Origin of the sequence: Pseudoalteromonas sp. PA2MD11 (assembly GCF_017808125.1) — a bacterium.
Lineage (GTDB): Bacteria > Pseudomonadota > Gammaproteobacteria > Enterobacterales > Alteromonadaceae > Pseudoalteromonas > Pseudoalteromonas simplex.
Genome location: NZ_JADKNF010000025.1, coordinates 27,501 through 45,975, shown reverse-complemented (window position 1 = coordinate 45,975; position 18,475 = coordinate 27,501). Strand labels below are relative to the sequence as shown.

At 41.6% G+C, this 18,475-nt stretch carries 13 protein-coding genes; 11 read left to right on the top strand and 2 right to left on the bottom strand.

Going from position 1 to position 18,475, the window contains the following annotated elements; translation table 11 throughout:
- Window positions 1–8: 8 nt before the first annotated feature.
- Window positions 9–314 carry an H-NS family nucleoid-associated regulatory protein gene (locus ISP07_RS19590; RefSeq protein WP_054553670.1) on the top strand — a complete coding sequence of 102 codons (306 nt, stop codon included), beginning with the start codon at window positions 9–11 and terminating at the stop codon, window positions 312–314.
- A 69-nt stretch (window positions 315–383) separates the two neighbouring features.
- A complete protein-coding gene (locus tag ISP07_RS19585; RefSeq protein WP_209328634.1) occupies window positions 384–2,129 on the top strand; it encodes a DEAD/DEAH box helicase in 1,746 nt (581 codons plus the stop codon).
- 26 nt (window positions 2,130–2,155) lie between these two features.
- On the opposite strand, the gene ISP07_RS19580 is transcribed toward ISP07_RS19585, so the two are convergent.
- Window positions 2,156–2,488: a ribonuclease E inhibitor RraB gene (locus ISP07_RS19580; RefSeq protein ID WP_054553668.1), complete on the bottom strand. Its 333-nt coding sequence runs from the start codon at window positions 2,486–2,488 to the stop codon at window positions 2,156–2,158.
- 171 nt (window positions 2,489–2,659) lie between these two features.
- On the opposite strand from ISP07_RS19580, the gene ISP07_RS19575 reads away from it, so the two are divergent.
- The 6 genes from ISP07_RS19575 (at window position 2,660) to ISP07_RS19550 (ending at window position 13,795) form a co-directional block, all read left to right on the top strand.
- A complete protein-coding gene (locus tag ISP07_RS19575; protein ID WP_228290691.1) occupies window positions 2,660–4,387 on the top strand; it encodes an autotransporter assembly complex protein TamA in 1,728 nt (575 codons plus the stop codon).
- Window positions 4,387–8,073: a translocation/assembly module TamB domain-containing protein gene (locus ISP07_RS19570; RefSeq protein WP_209328633.1), complete on the top strand. Its 3,687-nt coding sequence runs from the start codon at window positions 4,387–4,389 to the stop codon at window positions 8,071–8,073. Before ISP07_RS19575 ends, ISP07_RS19570 begins: the two co-directional genes overlap by 1 nt.
- Before the next feature lie 91 nt (window positions 8,074–8,164).
- Window positions 8,165–9,043 carry a peptidylprolyl isomerase gene (locus ISP07_RS19565; RefSeq protein ID WP_209328632.1) on the top strand — a complete coding sequence of 293 codons (879 nt, stop codon included), beginning with the start codon at window positions 8,165–8,167 and terminating at the stop codon, window positions 9,041–9,043.
- A 69-nt stretch (window positions 9,044–9,112) separates the two neighbouring features.
- The gene (gene hrpA / locus ISP07_RS19560; protein WP_209328631.1) at window positions 9,113–13,003 is read left to right on the top strand and encodes an ATP-dependent RNA helicase HrpA; all 3,891 of its coding nucleotides are present in this window, start codon (window positions 9,113–9,115) and stop codon (window positions 13,001–13,003) included.
- A gap of 79 nt (window positions 13,004–13,082) precedes the next feature.
- Window positions 13,083–13,490 (top strand): response regulator, encoded by a 408-nt coding sequence (locus ISP07_RS19555; protein ID WP_324616140.1) that lies wholly within the window; start codon window positions 13,083–13,085, stop codon window positions 13,488–13,490.
- Window positions 13,491–13,498: 8 nt separating this feature from the next.
- A complete protein-coding gene (locus tag ISP07_RS19550; RefSeq protein WP_209328630.1) occupies window positions 13,499–13,795 on the top strand; it encodes a PilZ domain-containing protein in 297 nt (98 codons plus the stop codon).
- On the opposite strand, the gene ISP07_RS19545 is transcribed toward ISP07_RS19550, so the two are convergent.
- Window positions 13,792–14,982: a class I SAM-dependent methyltransferase gene (locus ISP07_RS19545; RefSeq protein WP_054553662.1), complete on the bottom strand. Its 1,191-nt coding sequence runs from the start codon at window positions 14,980–14,982 to the stop codon at window positions 13,792–13,794. The genes ISP07_RS19550 and ISP07_RS19545 overlap by 4 nt on opposite strands.
- A gap of 136 nt (window positions 14,983–15,118) precedes the next feature.
- Between ISP07_RS19545 and ISP07_RS19540 the strand changes: the two genes are divergently transcribed.
- The 3 genes from ISP07_RS19540 to ISP07_RS19530 all read left to right on the top strand — a co-directional run bounded on the left by ISP07_RS19540 (window position 15,119) and on the right by ISP07_RS19530 (window position 18,458).
- On the top strand, window positions 15,119–15,766 hold the full coding sequence (locus tag ISP07_RS19540; protein ID WP_209328629.1) for an HD domain-containing protein: 648 nt from the start codon (window positions 15,119–15,121) through the stop codon (window positions 15,764–15,766).
- A 1-nt stretch (window position 15,767) separates the two neighbouring features.
- On the top strand, window positions 15,768–16,160 hold the full coding sequence (locus ISP07_RS19535; protein WP_228290690.1) for a VOC family protein: 393 nt from the start codon (window positions 15,768–15,770) through the stop codon (window positions 16,158–16,160).
- 303 nt (window positions 16,161–16,463) lie between these two features.
- Entirely contained in the window at window positions 16,464–18,458 is a 1,995-nt protein-coding gene (locus tag ISP07_RS19530) for a DUF3472 domain-containing protein (protein WP_209328627.1), read from the top strand.
- Window positions 18,459–18,475 lie beyond the last annotated feature (17 nt).

Here is an 18,475-nt window from a genome sequence, read left to right as displayed (position 1 = left end):
AGCTCTCAATGAAAGAAATCCGATCTTTTGTAAAATCTGCGTCATTATCTGAATTAGAAAAAGCAAAACAGCTAATCGACACAGCTATCGAGAAATATACTCAACAGCAAGAAGCTAAAAAAGAGGTACTCGATTTACTAAAAGAAAAAGGACTTACATTAGAAGATCTACAGGATGTAGTAACAACTGACAAACGCACTAAGGTAAAACCGAAGTACCGCATCGAATTTAATGGCGAAATTGTAGAATGGACAGGCCGTGGTAAACGACCTAAAGCATTCCAAGGTGTCGATTTAACAAAACACCTTGCTTAATTTTTTGCTTTAAAGAATACCAGGGGAAGCGTATGCTTCCCTTTTTTATGTCGATTATAGTCCGATAACATGAAGTACGTACTCAGACCCTACCAACAAGAGGCCGTAGAGCGCACGGTTGCTCACTTTCGACAAACAGATGACGCAGCACTAATTGTGTTACCAACAGGGGCTGGAAAAAGCCTAGTTATTGCTGAACTTGCGCGTATTGCCAAACAAAAAATTATGGTGCTTGCGCATGTTAAAGAATTGGTGGAACAAAACGCCGAGAAGTATATTAGCTTTGGCTTTAAGGCAAGTATTTTTTCTGCGGGATTAAAACAAAAGTCATTAACGGAGCAAGTGACCTTTGCGAGTGTGCAATCATTGGCACGTAATACCGATAAGCTTACCGATGCTTACTCTTTGTTGATCATTGATGAATGTCATCGTGTCAGTGGTGATGAACAAAGTCAGTACGGGCAGGTGATAACGAGTCTAAAAAAACAAAACCCCAATCTTAAAGTACTTGGTTTAACTGCAACACCATTTCGTATGGGAATGGGCTGGGTTTATCATCATCACTATCATGGTTTTGTTAGAGGTGATAAAGACGCACCATTTAAAAAGTGTATTTTTGAGTTACCGCTGCGCTATATGATCAAAAACGGCTATTTAACGCCGCCTCATGAAGTCGATGCAGCTATTAGCCATTATGACTTTTCATCACTGCCGAGTGATTCATTTGGTCGTTACGGCATTGAGAATATGAATGCGTTATTAAAAGACAGCACGCGCGCGACAAAAGCCATTATCAAGCAAGTAATAGAGTACAGTGAACAGCGTCATGGTGTGATGATCTTCGCTGCAACCGTGATGCATGCCAAAGAAATTACTGGCTACTTACCTGAGGGTAGTACGGCACTTATCACCGGTGATACTGATAATAACGAGCGTGATCGAATTATTAATCAATTTAAAGCCAAAAAAATAAAGTATTTGGTTAATGTATCCGTACTCACGACGGGTTTTGATGCCCCTCACGTTGATTATATTGCGATTTTACGTCCCACCGAGTCGGTCAGTTTATATCAACAGATTGTTGGTCGAGGCCTTCGTTTAAGCGAAGGAAAAAAAGACTGCTTAGTGATTGATTATGCAGGTAACGGCTTTGATTTGTTTTACCCTGAGGTCGGCAGTAAAAAAGCGCAAAGTGATAATGAGCCTGTTCAAGTGCTGTGTCCAGGCTGTGGATTTGCGAATATTTTTTGGGGTAAAACAGACAGCGAAGGCAAAGTGATTGAGCATTTTGGTAGGCGCTGCCAAGGCTTGCTGGACGATGGTGAAGAGCAAATACAGTGTGATTATCGTTTTCGTTTTAAAGAATGTGAGCAGTGTGGTGAGCAAAATGACATTGCAGCAAGGCAGTGTCAGTCTTGTGGTGCCATGATGGCAGACCCGGATGATAAACTTCGGGAAGCGCTTAATTTAAAAGATGCTTTGGTATTAAGGTGTAGTGGTTTGTCGGCACAGTTGCTCGCAAAAGGTTTACTTAAAATTAGCTACTATGATGAAGATGGAGCTAGTTGTGATGAGGTTTTTAACTTAGCAAATGACACCGGGCGATTTATTTTTAATAAGCAGTTTGGTAAACGAGCAGCACCCGGTTTTACCCCAATGAATTGGCAAAGCGCGGAGCAGGTTGTTAATTTACAACAGCAACTACTTGCACCCGATTTTGTGATTGCGCGTAAAAGTAAAAAATACGGTTGGAAAGTGGCAGAAAAGCTATTTGATTATCAGGGCAGTTTTCGTAAGGCGAATCAACTAAGTTGATCCCCTTACGAGATTGTGGGAATGGCTTATTCTTCTTCGGCCATTAAACCCCAGCCATCGCCATATCCATTATGGCCATTAGCGATGCTTTCTAAGTATTGTTCTGTTTGGCTAAGTAAGGTGTGTTCTGGCACCATCTTCACACGGGTGATTACTTCCCACACCCCTGTATCTGGGCACTTGGTTAATTCTGTTGAAGGGGCAAGCTCATCACTTGTTATCGCTTTAGCAAATTTCTCTGCTTCAGGCTTTTGTTCAAAAAGAATATAGAAATCGATAGTTTGCATACTGGTTAAATCAACACCAGCGTCAGCAATTTCAGCTAATAATTGACCGTTTTCGTCATCAGGGAAGTGCATTTAGTCGCTCGTTCATTATAAATCTAGGTATTATCCGCTATTGTAGCGAAAATAATTGTTTAACGCGTACTAATTTTAACATTTCAATTATGTCAGTGGCTATGGCACTGTGCTAGTATCTTTTTGTACTCATTTGAGATTATGACTCTTCCAAAAAAGTAAGGATATTTTTTGTATACTCGGCATTTCTTTTTTGTCTTTGTGTTTTTCTGCTTTTCATACAGCCAGCACGCAATTAGTGCCTCAACTGTTATTAAAGATTACAAAATTCAGGGGATCAGTGGTGAGCTCGAAAAAAACGTTGAGCTTTACATTAAGCAACTAATTGATGAAAAAACCTCAAAGGCATTAAAGCGTCATGCTAAAAGCCAAGTAGAAACGAGTTTAAAAGCGCTTGGTTATTATAAGCCGACTATCAAAATTAGTTTTGATAACGCACAACAGCTATTAATTGTCGATGTTGAGCGTGGTCCTGTTACTCGAATTGCAGTTATCAATGTAACCATTACAGGTGCCGGTAAAGATGACGCCGAATTTATGTCTGCCGTCAACAGCATCAAAATCAAACAAGGTGACTTTTTAAATCACGGCAAATATGAAGCCGCGAGAAAGCGCATCGAAAGCCAACTATTAGACTTAGGTTATTTTGATGCAAAATGGCATGAGCATAAATTGGCGGTATCGCTAAAAAATAATAGCGCAAAGATTATTTTTAATGTCGATACTGGGCCTCGTTATCAGTTTGGTGATATCACTATTGGTACAGAGACCCCGGCTGAAAAATACATTCGCTCGCTGGCTGAATTTAAACAAGGTCAGCCATATAAAGCGACTGACATTTCTGATTACAACCTAGCATTGTCGAGCACCCCTTATTTTGCCAGTGTTCGTGTGTATGCAGATATTGCAAAACGTAAAAATAACCAAGTGCCTGTTAATGTTGATGTATTACATAAACCAGCCAATAGCTATGAAGTGGGTGGCGGTTTTAATACTGATTTTGGCCCAAAAGTTCGCTTTAAATGGACTAAGCCATGGATAACGGAAGACGGTCATTATCTTGAAAGCAACTTAAATGTGTCAGAGAGGCAGCAAGATATTTCGCTAGGTTATACCGTCCCAGTAGACGACCCTAATGATGATCTTTGGCGTTTTTCGTTAGGCTATAAACTCGAAGATGGTGTAACAAATGACCTTTACAGTAAAATTTTAACTGGCCAATTACAGCGCCAGTGGCTAACCGAAGATGATTGGGTGCGAACCGCATTTATCCGCCGTGATTATGAAACCTACCGAATTGGAGAAGAAGAACAAAGTGCAAAAATGTTGATGCCGGGTATCAGCTACGCGAAAAAAGACACTGAGGGCGGAACGACTCCTTATGAGGGGTACCAATGGCTGCTGTCAGCTGAATTTGGGTTAGAGGACATGATGTCTTCAACTAATATCCTACGTTTACAACTGCAAAACGCATGGTTGAATACCTTCGCCGATCGTCATTTACTGTACTTAAGAGCTAATTTAGGTGCCATGCTGGTTGAAGATATTAATGACGTACCGTTATCGCTTCGTTTCTATGCGGGGGGGGATCAAAGTGTCCGTGGTTTTGCTTATGAATCTATTTCACCTGAAGATGAACAAGGTCGTTTAATTGGTGGTAAATACTTAATAAGCGGTACAATTGAGTATAACTATCAATTTGCCGAGCATTGGCGAGCAGCTTTATTTGTCGATAGTGGTACCGCAACAAATGATTTTAGCGACCGCGTCGAAGTCGGTGCTGGCTTTGGTTTTCGGTATTTAACACCGGTTGGTCCTGTACGTATCGACCATGCTTGGGGTTTAACAAAAGAAAGTAAAAGTACCCGATTAAGTATTACCATAGGGCCTGAAATCTAATGAAGATGTTAAAAAAGATAACCAAGGTTCTATTAATTACGCTGGCAAGTTTGCTAGTTATTGTGTTTTGTTTGTTATTCACCGCGCCTGGTAATCACTTTATTGCATTCACGGCGAATAAGTTAGTTGATGGCTTATCAATCAAGTTGCCATCTGGTCGTTTTTTATATAACGATGCGTTTGATGTTCACTTTGAAAATCAAAGCATCAAGTTTGATGCAAAGCAGCTAAAAATTGATTTATTTTGGTGGCGTTGTGATGGGGTTTGTCTTGATAATTTAAGCGCCCAATCGATTGATTTAAATATTAAAAATCAGGCTGCATCAACTGAGCAGAGCACTGAAACAGAACCTAATGTTGAGCAAGTCACACAAATTAGTTTACCTATGAAGGTCGTTGTTAAGCGTGTTGCAATTAATCGCTTTAATCTAGCGCACCCGAGTGCCGATGTAACAGTCAACAAACTAAACTTAAGTGCTCGCGGCGAAGCATCGGATTTAACAGTGGATACACTGACTATTGCTGATGTTGCTGTAATGCTGCACGAAACAAAAGAGCAGCCTAAATCAGCCCCATTAACTGAGTTGCCAGCATTGCCCGCAATTGATATTAGGGTCCCGATTGATGTTGAGCTAAAGCAATTTCAAATAAGTAAAGTTGCCATTACCCCTTATGGCGCAGAACAGGCTCAGCTTATTGAAAATATTGAATTGGTTGCCTCAGCCAAAGAGAGCGATATTAATCTTAAAAAGCTTGCTGCTAGCTATCAGCAATGGCAATTGCATACTAATTTAACGGCTGAGCTTTCTGGTGAAAACACTATTGAGGGGGCCGTGTCTGTAAAAAGCACTGAACATCAAGCTAATTTGTCGCTTTCAGGCCCGCTTGCGGATTTAAAGTTAAGTTTAGTAATGCAAGGAACATACCCTGCACAGTTAAAAGGGGCTGTGAATCTAAAACAAACAAATTACCCATTTGATTTAACAGGCCAGATAGCAAAGTGGCAAATTGCCACAGACACACAGCAGCTGCAATTATCGGACTTTGATTTAAAAGCCAAAGGCCATGCCGATGCTTATGCTGTCGATTTGAGTTTAGTCACGCAACTAGACGCATTACCTGCGATGACTGTGAAATCAAAATTACAGGGTAGTTTAACAAATGCAAAACTTGAGCAATTAAGCCTCAATGCTAATGACAGTAAAGCAGATATTAACGCATCTGTTGATTGGTCGAATGGGGTAAAAAGCGAATTTAAAGGGGCTTTAAGCCACTTAAAAGCCCAATATTTAACGGATGCTCTTAGTAGTGATTTATCTGGTGAATTCAATGGTTCATTTAACTTACAGGCAGGTGAGTGGCAGCTTGCGTTAGATAACACGCAATTAAATGGCTCTGTGAATCAAATTCCAGTGACTTTGTTGTCGGATTTTGAGCTTGATAGTAGCTTGCATGCAAGTTTTAAAAAACTTGAAATAAAAAGCGGTAAAAATGAAATTGCGTTATCGGGACAGGTGGATAAAGTATGGCGTGTCGACGGTAAATTGCGTTTAGATGCAAGTGATCAAGATGTTTTGCCTATGCAAGGCAAGGGCTTTGCTGATCTGAGTTTGCGTGGAGAGCGTCTTGAGCCTACTGTTGATTTAAGTTTAGTCCTGAATACCTTGAGTTATCAAGATATTCAGGTTGACGGTTTAACATTAAAAGGGCAATTTGATTACGCCGCAAACTGGCAAACGGATGTATCACTGGTGCTTGATTCCGCATCGATCGCAGAGCACAAAATTAATCAAATTGAGTTAGATGCCAGTGGCGATAAAACAGATCACCATTTAACTTTTTTACTCGATGCAGATCAAGGCAAGGCATCATTCGATGTTGACGGTAAATTTAATAAAGAAACTTGGCAAGGTGCATTAAGTCAAATTCTTGTTACTGATAATCAGGTTCGTTTTGGCACTAATAAGCCAGTTAATATTCAAGTGAATACCAAAACCTTTGACTTTAATGTAGGCGCGCATTGCTGGCAAAGCGATAACTCAAAACTATGCTTTGAGACCTTGCAGCAAACTAAACAATTAGGTCAGTTAAATGCACAGCTTGCTGCGTTATCTATTGCTGAATTTAAACACTTCTTACCCGATAACTTAAAAGTAACTGGCGATGCAAACGGGGAGTTTGTTGCTAATTGGAATAATGGCGCATTAAAAACCATCCGTGCCAATATCAAAACTCAGCAGCTAGAAGCATCTTTAATTGATGGGGCAAATGTTTATAAATTACCAGTCGAGGTTTTAGAGGTCTCGGCAATGAGTGACGCGCTAGTTGGTAAACTTAATGCCACCCTTGACTCCTCTGTGTTAGGTAAAGTGACGTCCGAGCTCAACATTGATGATATTCAAAATCAGCAGAACTTAGCGGGCGACTTGGTTATTGAGAAAATTGAGTTAACAAACTTACGGCCTTTTATTGCGTCACTTGAGCAATTAACAGGCGACATTAAAGGTCGATTAGCTATTGCAGGCACCTTGAAAGAACCATTACTCAATGGTGACTTTGATGTCGAAAAAATCAATCTTGAAGGGGCAACCTTGCCTGTATCGCTGCAAAACTCTTATGTGAACATTGCCTTTAATAATCAAAGTGCAACGCTCAAGGGGGAGCTCAAAGATGCTGAAGGAGGCGCGCTCGATTTGTCAGGTGGGATTGATTGGCAGCAAGAACTACCAGACGTTGATGTGAAGTTAAATGGTAAAGAGTTTTTTGTTCGTGCTCAGCAAGATGTTACCTTTAAGGTGTCTCCAGATTTAACTATGTCGTTGAAAGATAATGCGTTTAATCTTGATGGCCAAGTCGTCGTGCCATGGGGGCGTATCGCCATTGAAGAGCTACCAGAAGGTGCCGTGCAAGTCAGCGATGATGAAGTCATTGTTGATATTGAGCAGCAACAGTCAGAAAAAGTCCCTTTTAATTATGCTATTAACTTAAAGGTGTTGGTTGAAAATGATGTGCGCGTTGACTCGTTTGGCTTACAGTCGAAAGTTGAAGGCGACATCAACATCAGCATGGACCAAGTTACACCGATGATAGCAACGGGTGAATTGAACCTTGTTCAAGGCACCTATCGCGCTTTTGGCCAAGATTTGATAATCCGAACTGGACAAGTTGGTTTTAGCGGCTCAATTGAGAAGCCTTACCTAAATATTAAGGCAATTCGTAACCCTGATAACACCTCGAATGGTGTGATTGCAGGTATTACCTTAACAGGTAATGTTGAACAACCTTCGTTAAAAGTATTCTCAGAGCCTGCGATGGATCAAGCACAAGCATTGGCTTATTTATTAAATGGGCAACCTCTTGATGAAGGAGATAGCTCGACCGATGCGATGCTCACTCAATTATTGCTTGCCCAAGGTGTTAACCGTAGTGAAGGAATGGTTTCTAAGATTGGCGAAAGCTTTGGTTTGTCAGATGTCAGTTTAAGTTCAAGTGGTAGTGGCGATGACACTAAAGTTGAAATATCTGGCTATGTTACTCCAGGTATTCAAGTTAAATACAGTGTCGGAATTTTTGATTCATTAAGTGAAGTGGCGGTTCGGTATCAACTGCTGTCGCAACTGTATATTGAGGTGACCAGTGGCTTGAATCAAAATGTTGATATTCTTTATAAGTTTGATTGGGATTAATACCTACGCTTGTGATCAAACATCGCTTTTACTTGCTTATTTAGGTTTAAGTTAATAGGCTGAATTGTCAATTACTTAAAAGATAATAACAATGAAATTAAGTCTATTAACCTTATGCCTTGGTGCCTTCTTAGCTGCACCAATTGATGTTGATGCAAAAGAAACTAGTCAAAAACGTTCTGCTGGCGAAATCATTATGACCGCAAGTAGCAGTGAGTGGCGAGAAGTCAGTGCCGAAAACGTCATTAAATTAACCTTACCTACGGGTGCGGCTTATATCGAACTAAACGATAAACTAGCGCCCATTCACGCAAATAACATGCGACAGCTTGCCAAAGAAGGGTTTTATCAAGGCCTAAGTGTGTATCGATTTGTTGAAGGGTTTGTCGCGCAGGGCGGGGATGCTAGCGAAAGTAAACCCGTTAAAAATGCCAAAAAAGGGTTACCCGCTGAGTTTTATCTACGCACAAAGACGCCTTTAGAGATTACAGAGCTTAAAGGGCCTGATGGCTATGCCACTAAAACGGGCTTTTTAAATGGCTTTGCTGTGGCACAAAACCAAAGCCAAACCGAAACATGGCAAGTACATTGCCCAGGGGTCTTTGCCATGGCCCGCGATAATGATATCAATTCGGGTGGTACCGAATTTTATGTAACCATTGGCAATAGCCAGCGCTATTTAGACCGTAATATCACCGTGTTTGGTCGTGTTTTAGAAGGCATGGAACACTTTAATTTATTGCAGCGTACAGCCACTGAAGGTCAGACATTTAACCCCATCACCGATATGCAAGTATTAGCAGATATTAAAGACACTGATAACAGTGAATTTCGGGTGATGAAAACAGACTCAAATGCATTTAAAGCCCTTATCGAAGCACGAAAAAATCGAGTAGAAGCATGGTTTGTCGAAAGCCCTGATCACATCGATGTTTGTGCAATGCCTATCCCAACAGAACGGATTAAATAAAGCCATGACCACCTGATAGATTATTTGATACAATATCAGTCTATTGGTTAAGAAATATAAGGGTATCGGGTGGTTAACCTAGGTCCGCTGTTCGGCGAATTAAAAACGTGTTTACGCAAAGATCAATTCATCTTCAAAAAACGCCTTCATGGTATTAAAAAAATCAACGATGAAACCAAGCAAGCGAGCATAGCGCAAAAAATAGCTGAAGATATTAGCCGTTCGCAGCAATTGCGCGAGCAACGTTTGACTGCCTTACCTAAAGTGACCTACCCAGAGCAACTTCCAGTTAGCCAAAAGAAAGATGATATTAAACAGGCGATTGCCAATAACCAAGTGGTGATCATTGCCGGTGAAACAGGTTCTGGCAAAACGACGCAGATCCCAAAAATGTGTTTAGAGCTTGGCCGCGGTGTTGATGGATACATTGGCCACACGCAGCCTCGTCGGCTCGCTGCTCGAAGTGTCGCGAATCGTATTGCAGAAGAAATGCAATGCGAGCTAGGTCAACAAGTGGGTTTTAAAATTCGCTTTAGTGACCAAGTCTCTGACAATAGCTACATTAAGTTGATGACAGACGGTATTCTGCTGGCTGAAATTCAACAAGACAGATACCTAAATCAGTACGATACCATCATCATCGATGAAGCCCACGAACGTAGTCTGAATATCGATTTCATCTTAGGCTATTTAAAAAATTTACTGCCAAAACGTCCTGACTTAAAAGTTATTATTACCTCAGCAACAATTGACCCTGAGCGCTTTTCTAAACATTTTGACGATGCACCCATCATTGAAGTATCAGGTCGTACTTTTCCAGTAGAGGTTCGTTACAGACCAACTACTGAAATCAATAAAGATGAGATGGAAGCGGATGGTGACCAATTACAGGGTATTTTTGATGCCGTTGATGAGTTGTGTGATGAAGGTCCCGGCGATATTCTAATTTTCATGAACGGTGAACGAGAAATTCGCGATACCGCCGATGCGTTATCAAAGCGAAACCTCAAAGGCACCGATGTTTTACCGCTATATTCGCGTTTATCAAACGCTGAACAGAACCGAATTTTTGCGCCGCATAGCCGCCGTCATATTATTTTAGCCACCAACGTGGCTGAAACATCACTAACGGTGCCGGGTATTCGCTATGTTATCGACCCAGGTACCGCGCGTATCAGCCGTTATAGCTATCGTACCAAGGTACAACGATTACCGATTGAGCCAATTTCACAAGCTAGTGCCAATCAGCGAAAAGGCCGCTGTGGTCGTATTGAAGCGGGTATCTGTATTCGTTTATATAGCGAAGAAGACTTTATTTCGCGTCCAGAGTTTACTGATCCTGAAATTTTACGAACCAACTTAGCCTCTGTTATTTTGCAAATGCTTGGTTTAGGGCTTGGCGACATGCAACAGTTCCCGTTCGTGCAAGCGCCAGATAGCCGAAATATCAACGATGGTTTAACGCTACTTGAAGAACTCGAAGCCATTAAGCCAGCTAAACGTCATAAAAAGACTGAGCTTACTAAATCAGGCAGAAGTTTAAGCCGTTTACCGGTTGATCCACGTTTAGCGAAAATGGTGCTGACTGCCGATGGCTTAGGTGCACTGCGTGAAGTGATCATTATTGTTGCGGCATTGTCGATTCAAGATCCACGAGAGCGACCACAAGAAAAACGCGGTGCAGCGGACGAAAAGCATGGCCGCTTTGACGATCCAGATTCAGATTTTATCGCCTTTTTAAATTTATGGAATTACCTTGAAGAGCAGCAATCTGAATTGAGCAATAGCCAATTTAGAAAGTTATGCCAAAAAGACTTTTTAGCCTATATGCGGATCCGCGAATGGCAAGATATTGTTTATCAGCTATCAACGGTATGTAATGAAATGGGCATGAAGGCCACTACCAATGTTGCTGATAGCGAACGAATCCATCAATCTTTATTGAGCGGTATGCTAAGTCATATTGGTTTTAAAGATGAAAAACAAATTTATAAAGGCGCACGCAACAGCCAGTTCCATATTTTCCCAGGCTCAGGGTTATTTAAAAAGAGCCCAAAATGGATTATGTCGGCTGAGCTTGTTGAAACCAGCAAACTTTATGCGCGGATCAACGCACGCATAGACCTAAAATGGGTTGAAGGCTTTGCACAGCATTTAGTAAAGCGCAGCTACAGCGAACCGCATTGGGAGAAAAAGCCGGGTGCAGTTATCGCGTTTGAACAGCAAACCCTGTATGGCCTATTAATTGTTAATAAGCGCCGCTGTGTTTATAGCAATATTGATCCAAAAGTAAGTCGCGAGTTGTTTATTCGCTCGGCGTTGGTAGAGCAAGAGCTGGGTCAAAATGAAGGGTTTTTACACTATAACCAAGAGTTAATTGAAGATATTCAGGTTCTTGAAAATAAATCTCGCCGCCGTGATATCTTAGTTGATGAACAAACCTTATTTGAATTCTACGACAAGAAAATTCCGCAAGACGTAAATAATCGTGCCGCGTTTAATAAGTGGTGGAAGGGACAAAAACAAAAAGATAAGCGCTTTTTGCACATGTCTCGAGAAGAATTAATGCAGCATGGTGCCGATCATGTCACTGAGTTTGATTACCCAGATACTTGGCAGCAAGAGAACTTGTTGTTACCACTGGCTTATCACTTTGATCCAGGGCAAGCCGTTGATGGTGTTGCGGTACAAATTCCGGTAGCACTGTTAAACCAAGTGCAAGAAACTGGCTTTGATTGGCATATTCCTGCATTTAGACATGAATTAATTTGTGCGCTTATCAAGTCGCTACCAAAAACAATTCGTCGCAACTTTGTGCCTGCGCCAAACTACGCCGATGCGGTACTCGCTGCAATTGAGCCGATGCAAGGTAACCTAATTGATGCAATTAGCACGCGCTTATTACGTATGACAGGTGTGCGTGTTGAGCCAGATGCATGGGATTTATCAACCCTTGCTCCGCATTTACGCTTACAGTTTGAAGTACGCGATGAACACGATAAGTTACTCGCTCGCGGTTTAAATTTATCTAAACTAAAAGCCCAGTTACAAGGTAAGGTAACGGATACCTTATCGAAAGTAGCCGAAAAGGGCATAGAGAAAGCTGATTTGACCGAGTGGAGTTTTGGTGAGTTACCAAGTTCTTACGTGAAAAAGCAAGGTCAATACGAAATTAAAGCGTTTCCAGCGCTGGTGGATAAAAAAGACTCAGCAGCGGTTGAGTTATTTGATAATGAACACAAAGCTCAGCAGGCGCACCAACAAGGTTTACGTCGCCTAGTCTTATTAAATGTGCCATCACCAATTAAGTATTTACAGCAAAATTTACCGAATAAATCTAAATTAGGTTTGTACTTTAATCCGTTTGGTAAGGTCAATGACTTAATTGATGACTGTATCGCTGCAGCCGTCGATAGCCTACTAACTAAATATGGCAACATCCGCACTGCAGATGCGTTTGAAAAAGCGAAAGAGCAAATTCGTGGTGAGCTTGGTGACACGGTGGTTGAGATTGCCACCCAAGTAGAGCAAGTGTTAAGTATTGCACATGGCTTAAATAAACGGATGAAAGGACGCGTTGATCTAACCATGATAACAGCGCACGGTGATATTAAATCACAGTTACAAAGCTTAGTGTTCAAAGGCTTTGTTAGCCAGCATGGGGCAGCAAAGATGACGGATTTAATTCGTTACTTAAAAGCCATTGAACGCCGCTTAGAAAAGCTACCTGTTGACCCTAACCGCGATAGGTTGTGTGTACTTGAGCTTGAAAAAGTAGCCGAGCAATATCAAAAACTAGCGAACAAAATCCCTAAGGGAATGCCAATTCCTGAAGAGATCAGTGCGATATTTTGGATGCAACAGGAGTTACGTGTTTCTTTATTTGCACAAACACTAGGGACACCTTATCCTGTATCTGCTAAACGTGTTTTAAACGCAATTAAAGAATCTGAGTTATAATACTAAGGAATGAGCAATGGAGGTGTAACCTCCTTGCTTGACGCTAAAAACACAGATGCTAAAAGGAGGTTATGTGGGCATTGAAAAGGAAAGACCAATCTCAGTTCCTGAACGGGCGGTAAATCGACCGCGATCAACTATTTTGGTCGTCGATGATGAATATTTTAATTTTGAAATGCTCAAAGCAAGCCTTGGAAATGAGTTTTCGTTAAGTTATGCAAACTCAGGCGCATCGTGTTTAACGTCTGCCATTGCAGAGTTGCCAGATGCCATACTACTCGATGTTTGTATGCCAGGCTTAGATGGCTATGATACGTGCCGATTACTAAAAAACACCCCAGAAACTGCGCAAATTCCTGTTGTCATGGTGTCTGGTCTTGAAACCGAGCTTGAACAAAAAGCGGGGTTTGATGCCGGTTGCGACGCCTATGTAGTGAAGCCTTTTTCTGTTAAAACATTAATAGAGAAAATAAAAACACTGGTATAGGAGGCCATATGTTTCATGAGGAGAAACGCGATTTTCGCCGCATGCAAATTCATACCCCTGCAAAACTGATACCATTAGATGCAGTTAATGGCGAAGAAATTCAGGTTACGTGTACTGACTTAAGTGCAACAGGGCTGGCAATACACCTTGATGAAGTTTTAGAAATAGGCAGTCTTTATCGGGTGCTAATTGCTTCGACTAGCACGGCGATTACTTCATTTGATGCAACAGCCCGTGTAATTCGGGCAACCAAGGAGCAAGATGGCTCCTTGAGTGCCGGTTTAGAAATTGTAAATTTTAACTAGTAAACCTTACAGATCAGGCCTTTCAGATAAAAGCCTTCTGGATAGCTGCCAGCAATTGGGTGGTCGGCAGCTTGGTTCAGTCGTTCCATAATTAATAAGTCTTTACCTGCATCAAGGGCTGCATCCGCAACCACTTTTTGAAATAAATTTTGTTCCATTAATCCAGAGCACGAGAAGGTAAGTAAAGTGCCACCTGGTTTTAAGATTTGCATCGCAATCATATTAATATCTTTATAACCACGACATGCACCGGTTAGTTGCGCTTTGTTGTCAGCAAATTTTGGTGGATCCATAACGATAGTATCAAATTGCACACCTTCATCACGGTATTGGCGCAATAACTTAAAGACATCTTGTTTCACGAAATCAACTTTAGATAAATCAAGGTTGTTATGCTCAACGTTACGCTTAGCCGTATCAAGTGCTGGCTGTGATACATCGACGTTAGTAACGTGTTTACAACCACCACGCAAAGCATAAAGCGAGAAAGTACCTGTGTAGCTAAAGCAATTTAATACTGTTTTGTCTTTCACAAAGCGCTCAAGGGCTGCACGGCTATCACGTTGGTCTAAGTAAAAACCTGTTTTGTGGCCTTCTAGAATGTCTACTTCGAGTTTTAAGCCATTTTCTTCAATGATGACTGGCTCAGTTGGTTCCTTGCCCCAAAGTATTCCCTTGATTGGCTCAAGGCCTTCTTTAGTGCGTACATCAACGTCTGAACGTTCATAAATATCGCAGCCTGGAAAAATAGTCATCAGTGCAGCAACAATTTCACCTTTATGGCGCTCTGCACCGGCACTAAGTAGTTGGCACACCAATACATTATCAAATTTATCGATAGTGATGCCTGGCAAGTAGTCAGACTCAGCAGCGCTTAAACGAAAACCCGTTAAACCGCCTTCGCTGATCACCTGTTCACGCGCAGCATAGGCACGGCGTAAACGTTTTTCAAAAAATGCTTGGTCAATAACTTCGTTTTGATCGAAGCTCCATACGCGAGCGCGAATTTGCGATTGCGGGCTGTAAGCTGCAATCGCTAAAAACTTACCGTCATTGTCATAGATAGTGACAGTGTCACCTAGTCCTGGCTTACCTTTTACTTTTTTAATGGCTTTAGAGAACACCCAAGGGTGTTTTCTTTTTAATGATTTTTCTCGTCCAGCTTGCAGGTAAATAGCAGATGACATAGGGATTCTCGCGTCAAACAAAAGGGGGGCATAGTTTAATGAAGCACTGGCAAACATACAATGAATGTTTTGAACAAATCCAGTAAGCACGCTAAAGTAAGCATAATTTCAATCAGTAAATGGTGATAGCCAGTATATGCAGCCAAAAATAGACTTTGCAGCGTTAGAAACTCAATGTCGAGACTTTATTTTGTCTTTACTCCATGCCGATGTCGCACACGATATTAGTCATATCGAACGAGTAGTGAGGGTTGCAAAACAATTGTGTATTGCCGAGCAGGCAGAAATGGCCGTGGTGTTACCCGCAGCTTGGTTACATGATTGTGTTGCAGTTGCAAAGAACCACCCAGATCGGGCAAAAGCATCGACCATGGCCGCAGACAAAGCGCTAAGTTTTTTAGCCTCAATTAATTATCCTGAGCAGTATTTTAGTGCTATTCATCATGCTATTGCCGCACATAGCTTTAGTGCCAATATCAAAGTACAAAGTGTCGAAGCGCAAATTGTGCAAGATGCAGACCGAATGGATGCATTAGGTGCAATCGGGGTGAGCCGCTGCATGAAAGTAGGGGGCTCAATTGGTCGTTATCTGTATCATAAAGACGATCCATTTTGCTTAAACCGCGAACCTGACGATACAAAATACACCCTCGATCATTTCTTCATTAAGCTGTTACACATTAGCGAGAGTATGAACACGCCATCGGCAAAAGATGAGGCTAAACGACGCACAGCTTACATGCTCGAATTTTTAGAGCAGTTAAAAACCGAAATTGGTGAGTAACATGGCTATTCCATCTTTATGTGGTGTTGATCATTGCCACTTAAATGTTGATGATTTATCGGCTGCGCTAAAGTGGTATCAACAAGTACTTGGTTTTAATGTGATACCGGAACTTGCATTTTGGGATGAAGGAAAAGGCCCTTTAACCTTAGAAGATCAAGCAAAAACAATTCGTTTGGCACTGTTTGAAGCTGACGGTAGAAGCAAAGGTATTGCTTTTGGCGCAAATGCAACACAGTTTTTAGCATGGCTTGAGCATCTAGCTCAGCTTGATATTAAAACTGTTGTTGCCGATCATGGTGTTACTTACTCAATGTACTTTAAAGATTGTGCTGGTAACAGCCATGAAATAACCTCTCATGATTATGAAGCTATAAAATCAGCTCTTACCTAAAGGTTTTAATAAATGCACTTTTCATAGTGTATTTTAACCTTCATGCCACTTCGCCTTATAAAAATCAAGCAATACATTTTTCACTATCCTTCATACGGCTTTTTCACTCATTTTTACGTTGTTATTAACTTTCAATTAGTTTCATTTTCATTCGATTTTTTTTCATTTTATGTTTTTTATTTGCGATTCTTTCGTTTTTGAACCTTAATTACTCGGTGGTTTATATTTTTTGGTTCTTTATTGCTACTAAAGGATAAGTCCACAGAATCTAGAAATTAACTTTTATCACTTACAGGAGCTAGCATGAGAAAAATGACAATAAAATTGGCAGTAGTCGGTATGTTGAGTAGTTGGAGTGCCCAAGCTAATACGGTTGAAGACAGGGCCGCGTCGATTTGGTTTAACTTTAATGATGTAGGTCGCGGTAACACGATCATGCAGGATGTGTATGTGCCTAGCAATGGACTTACTAAGTACACCTACTATTCAGTGCTTAACTGGAATGCGGGCATGGAAGGCGGGGGCTATGCGGGCATACAAGATCATCCTGATGGCCGCAATTACATATTTTCCATATGGGATCCGCGCAACTCTTCAGAGCCAATTGTAGCCAGTTATCTTGGCCATGGTACTGAATCTGAAAATTTTGGCGGTGAAGGAACAGGGTTAAAAACATGGAACTTTGATTTAGGCTGGCAAGCTGACCGTTGGTATACCTTAGTGGCAAAAGCGTGGCCGGTGGGCTCGCATACTCATTTTGGTTATTGGGTGCATGATCAGGCTGCTGGAGAATGGTCGCACTTGGTGACCATGGATTACCCTGTAGCTGATGTTCGTTTTGAAACGACAACCGGATCATTTGTTGAAGATTGGTGGTATAGCGGCGTGAACGCAAGAACCGTGAGGCTCAAAAATGGCCATAAAAAGCTCGATAATGGTGGCTGGATTGGCTTTGATTCAGCAAGTTTTAGTGTTGTACAGCACCAACCAAAACGTAATTACGACGATAATTATGATGCAAGCGCAAACCCAAGTTATTTTACTATGACAACTGGCGGGACAACCTCACCTACGTTAAGTATTAGCAATCAAACCTGCACAGATGCATATGGTAACTTGACATCATTTTGCGGGAGAAATTCACTTTCTCCGTTAACCAGAAACAATGTAGCGGATACTCCCAATCAACCTAATATTGAATTCACCATCACTGATGCCACTACGCGAAGCGTAAGTTGGCAAGTGCCGCTAACGAGCACACCTCAATTTAGCTATTCTGTGATGATAAACAACGTACTCGTTGCATCAGCAAGCCTGCCAGAAAAGCGCCAAGTAGATATTATTGCAAGTGAAAATGACAACGTTATCATTACCCTCGAAGATATTTTCGGTCGAACAGTTTCGCACTCAGCGACCGTCACGATTGATAATACGTCAGCACAACACTACCTGATCGACAGCGCCACATTGACGGTAAGTTCTAACTCGCAATCAGAGCCTTATCATGAATTGGCAAACGCATTTGATGGAGACAAAACCACGCTGTGGCACACCAGTTGGTCAACTCCACAAGTGCCTAGTTACCCTCACGATGTCATCATTGATCTTGGTAAACACTATGAGTTGTCAGAGCTTCATTATACGCCACGCGCTGTGGGCGAAAATGGATCAATTGCAGACTATGAAGTGTATGTAAGTCATGATGGTGTAACCTATGATGAATTAGTTGCTGCGGGTACTTGGGATGCCAGCAAACAAGGCAAAGTGGTTGCACTTAATAATACGCAAACGCGCTTTATAAAATTGGTTGGCTTGTCAGAAGTAAACGCGAATGTATGGGCTAGTGCGGCAGAGATTGAGCTATATCACACAGGAAAACTTGATAGTTCGAGCTTTGTTGTGAGTAGCGACTCGCAGGCAGAGCTTGGAGAAGAAATTATCTACGCCTTTGATAATAATCCAGCCACCATTTGGCACACGAATTGGTCTGACAGCACAGTGCCTGAGTACCCTCACTCGGTTGATATAGATTTAGGTTACTCGCAAAGCTTTTCAAAAATCACCTATCTACCAAGAACCATTGGCGTAAACGGCACTATTGCAGACTATGAGGTGTATGTGAGTGACGATGGTATCAACTTTGGCTCACCCATCGCTGTTGGTACATGGGCTGCGAATACACAAATCAAGCAAACACAGTTTGCACCTGTTACTGCACGGTATATTCGTTTAGTCGCACAAAGTGAAATTAATGGTCGCATTTGGGCAAGTGCAGCAGAGATTGCTGTTTATAAGTAATTGAAACCATATAAGAG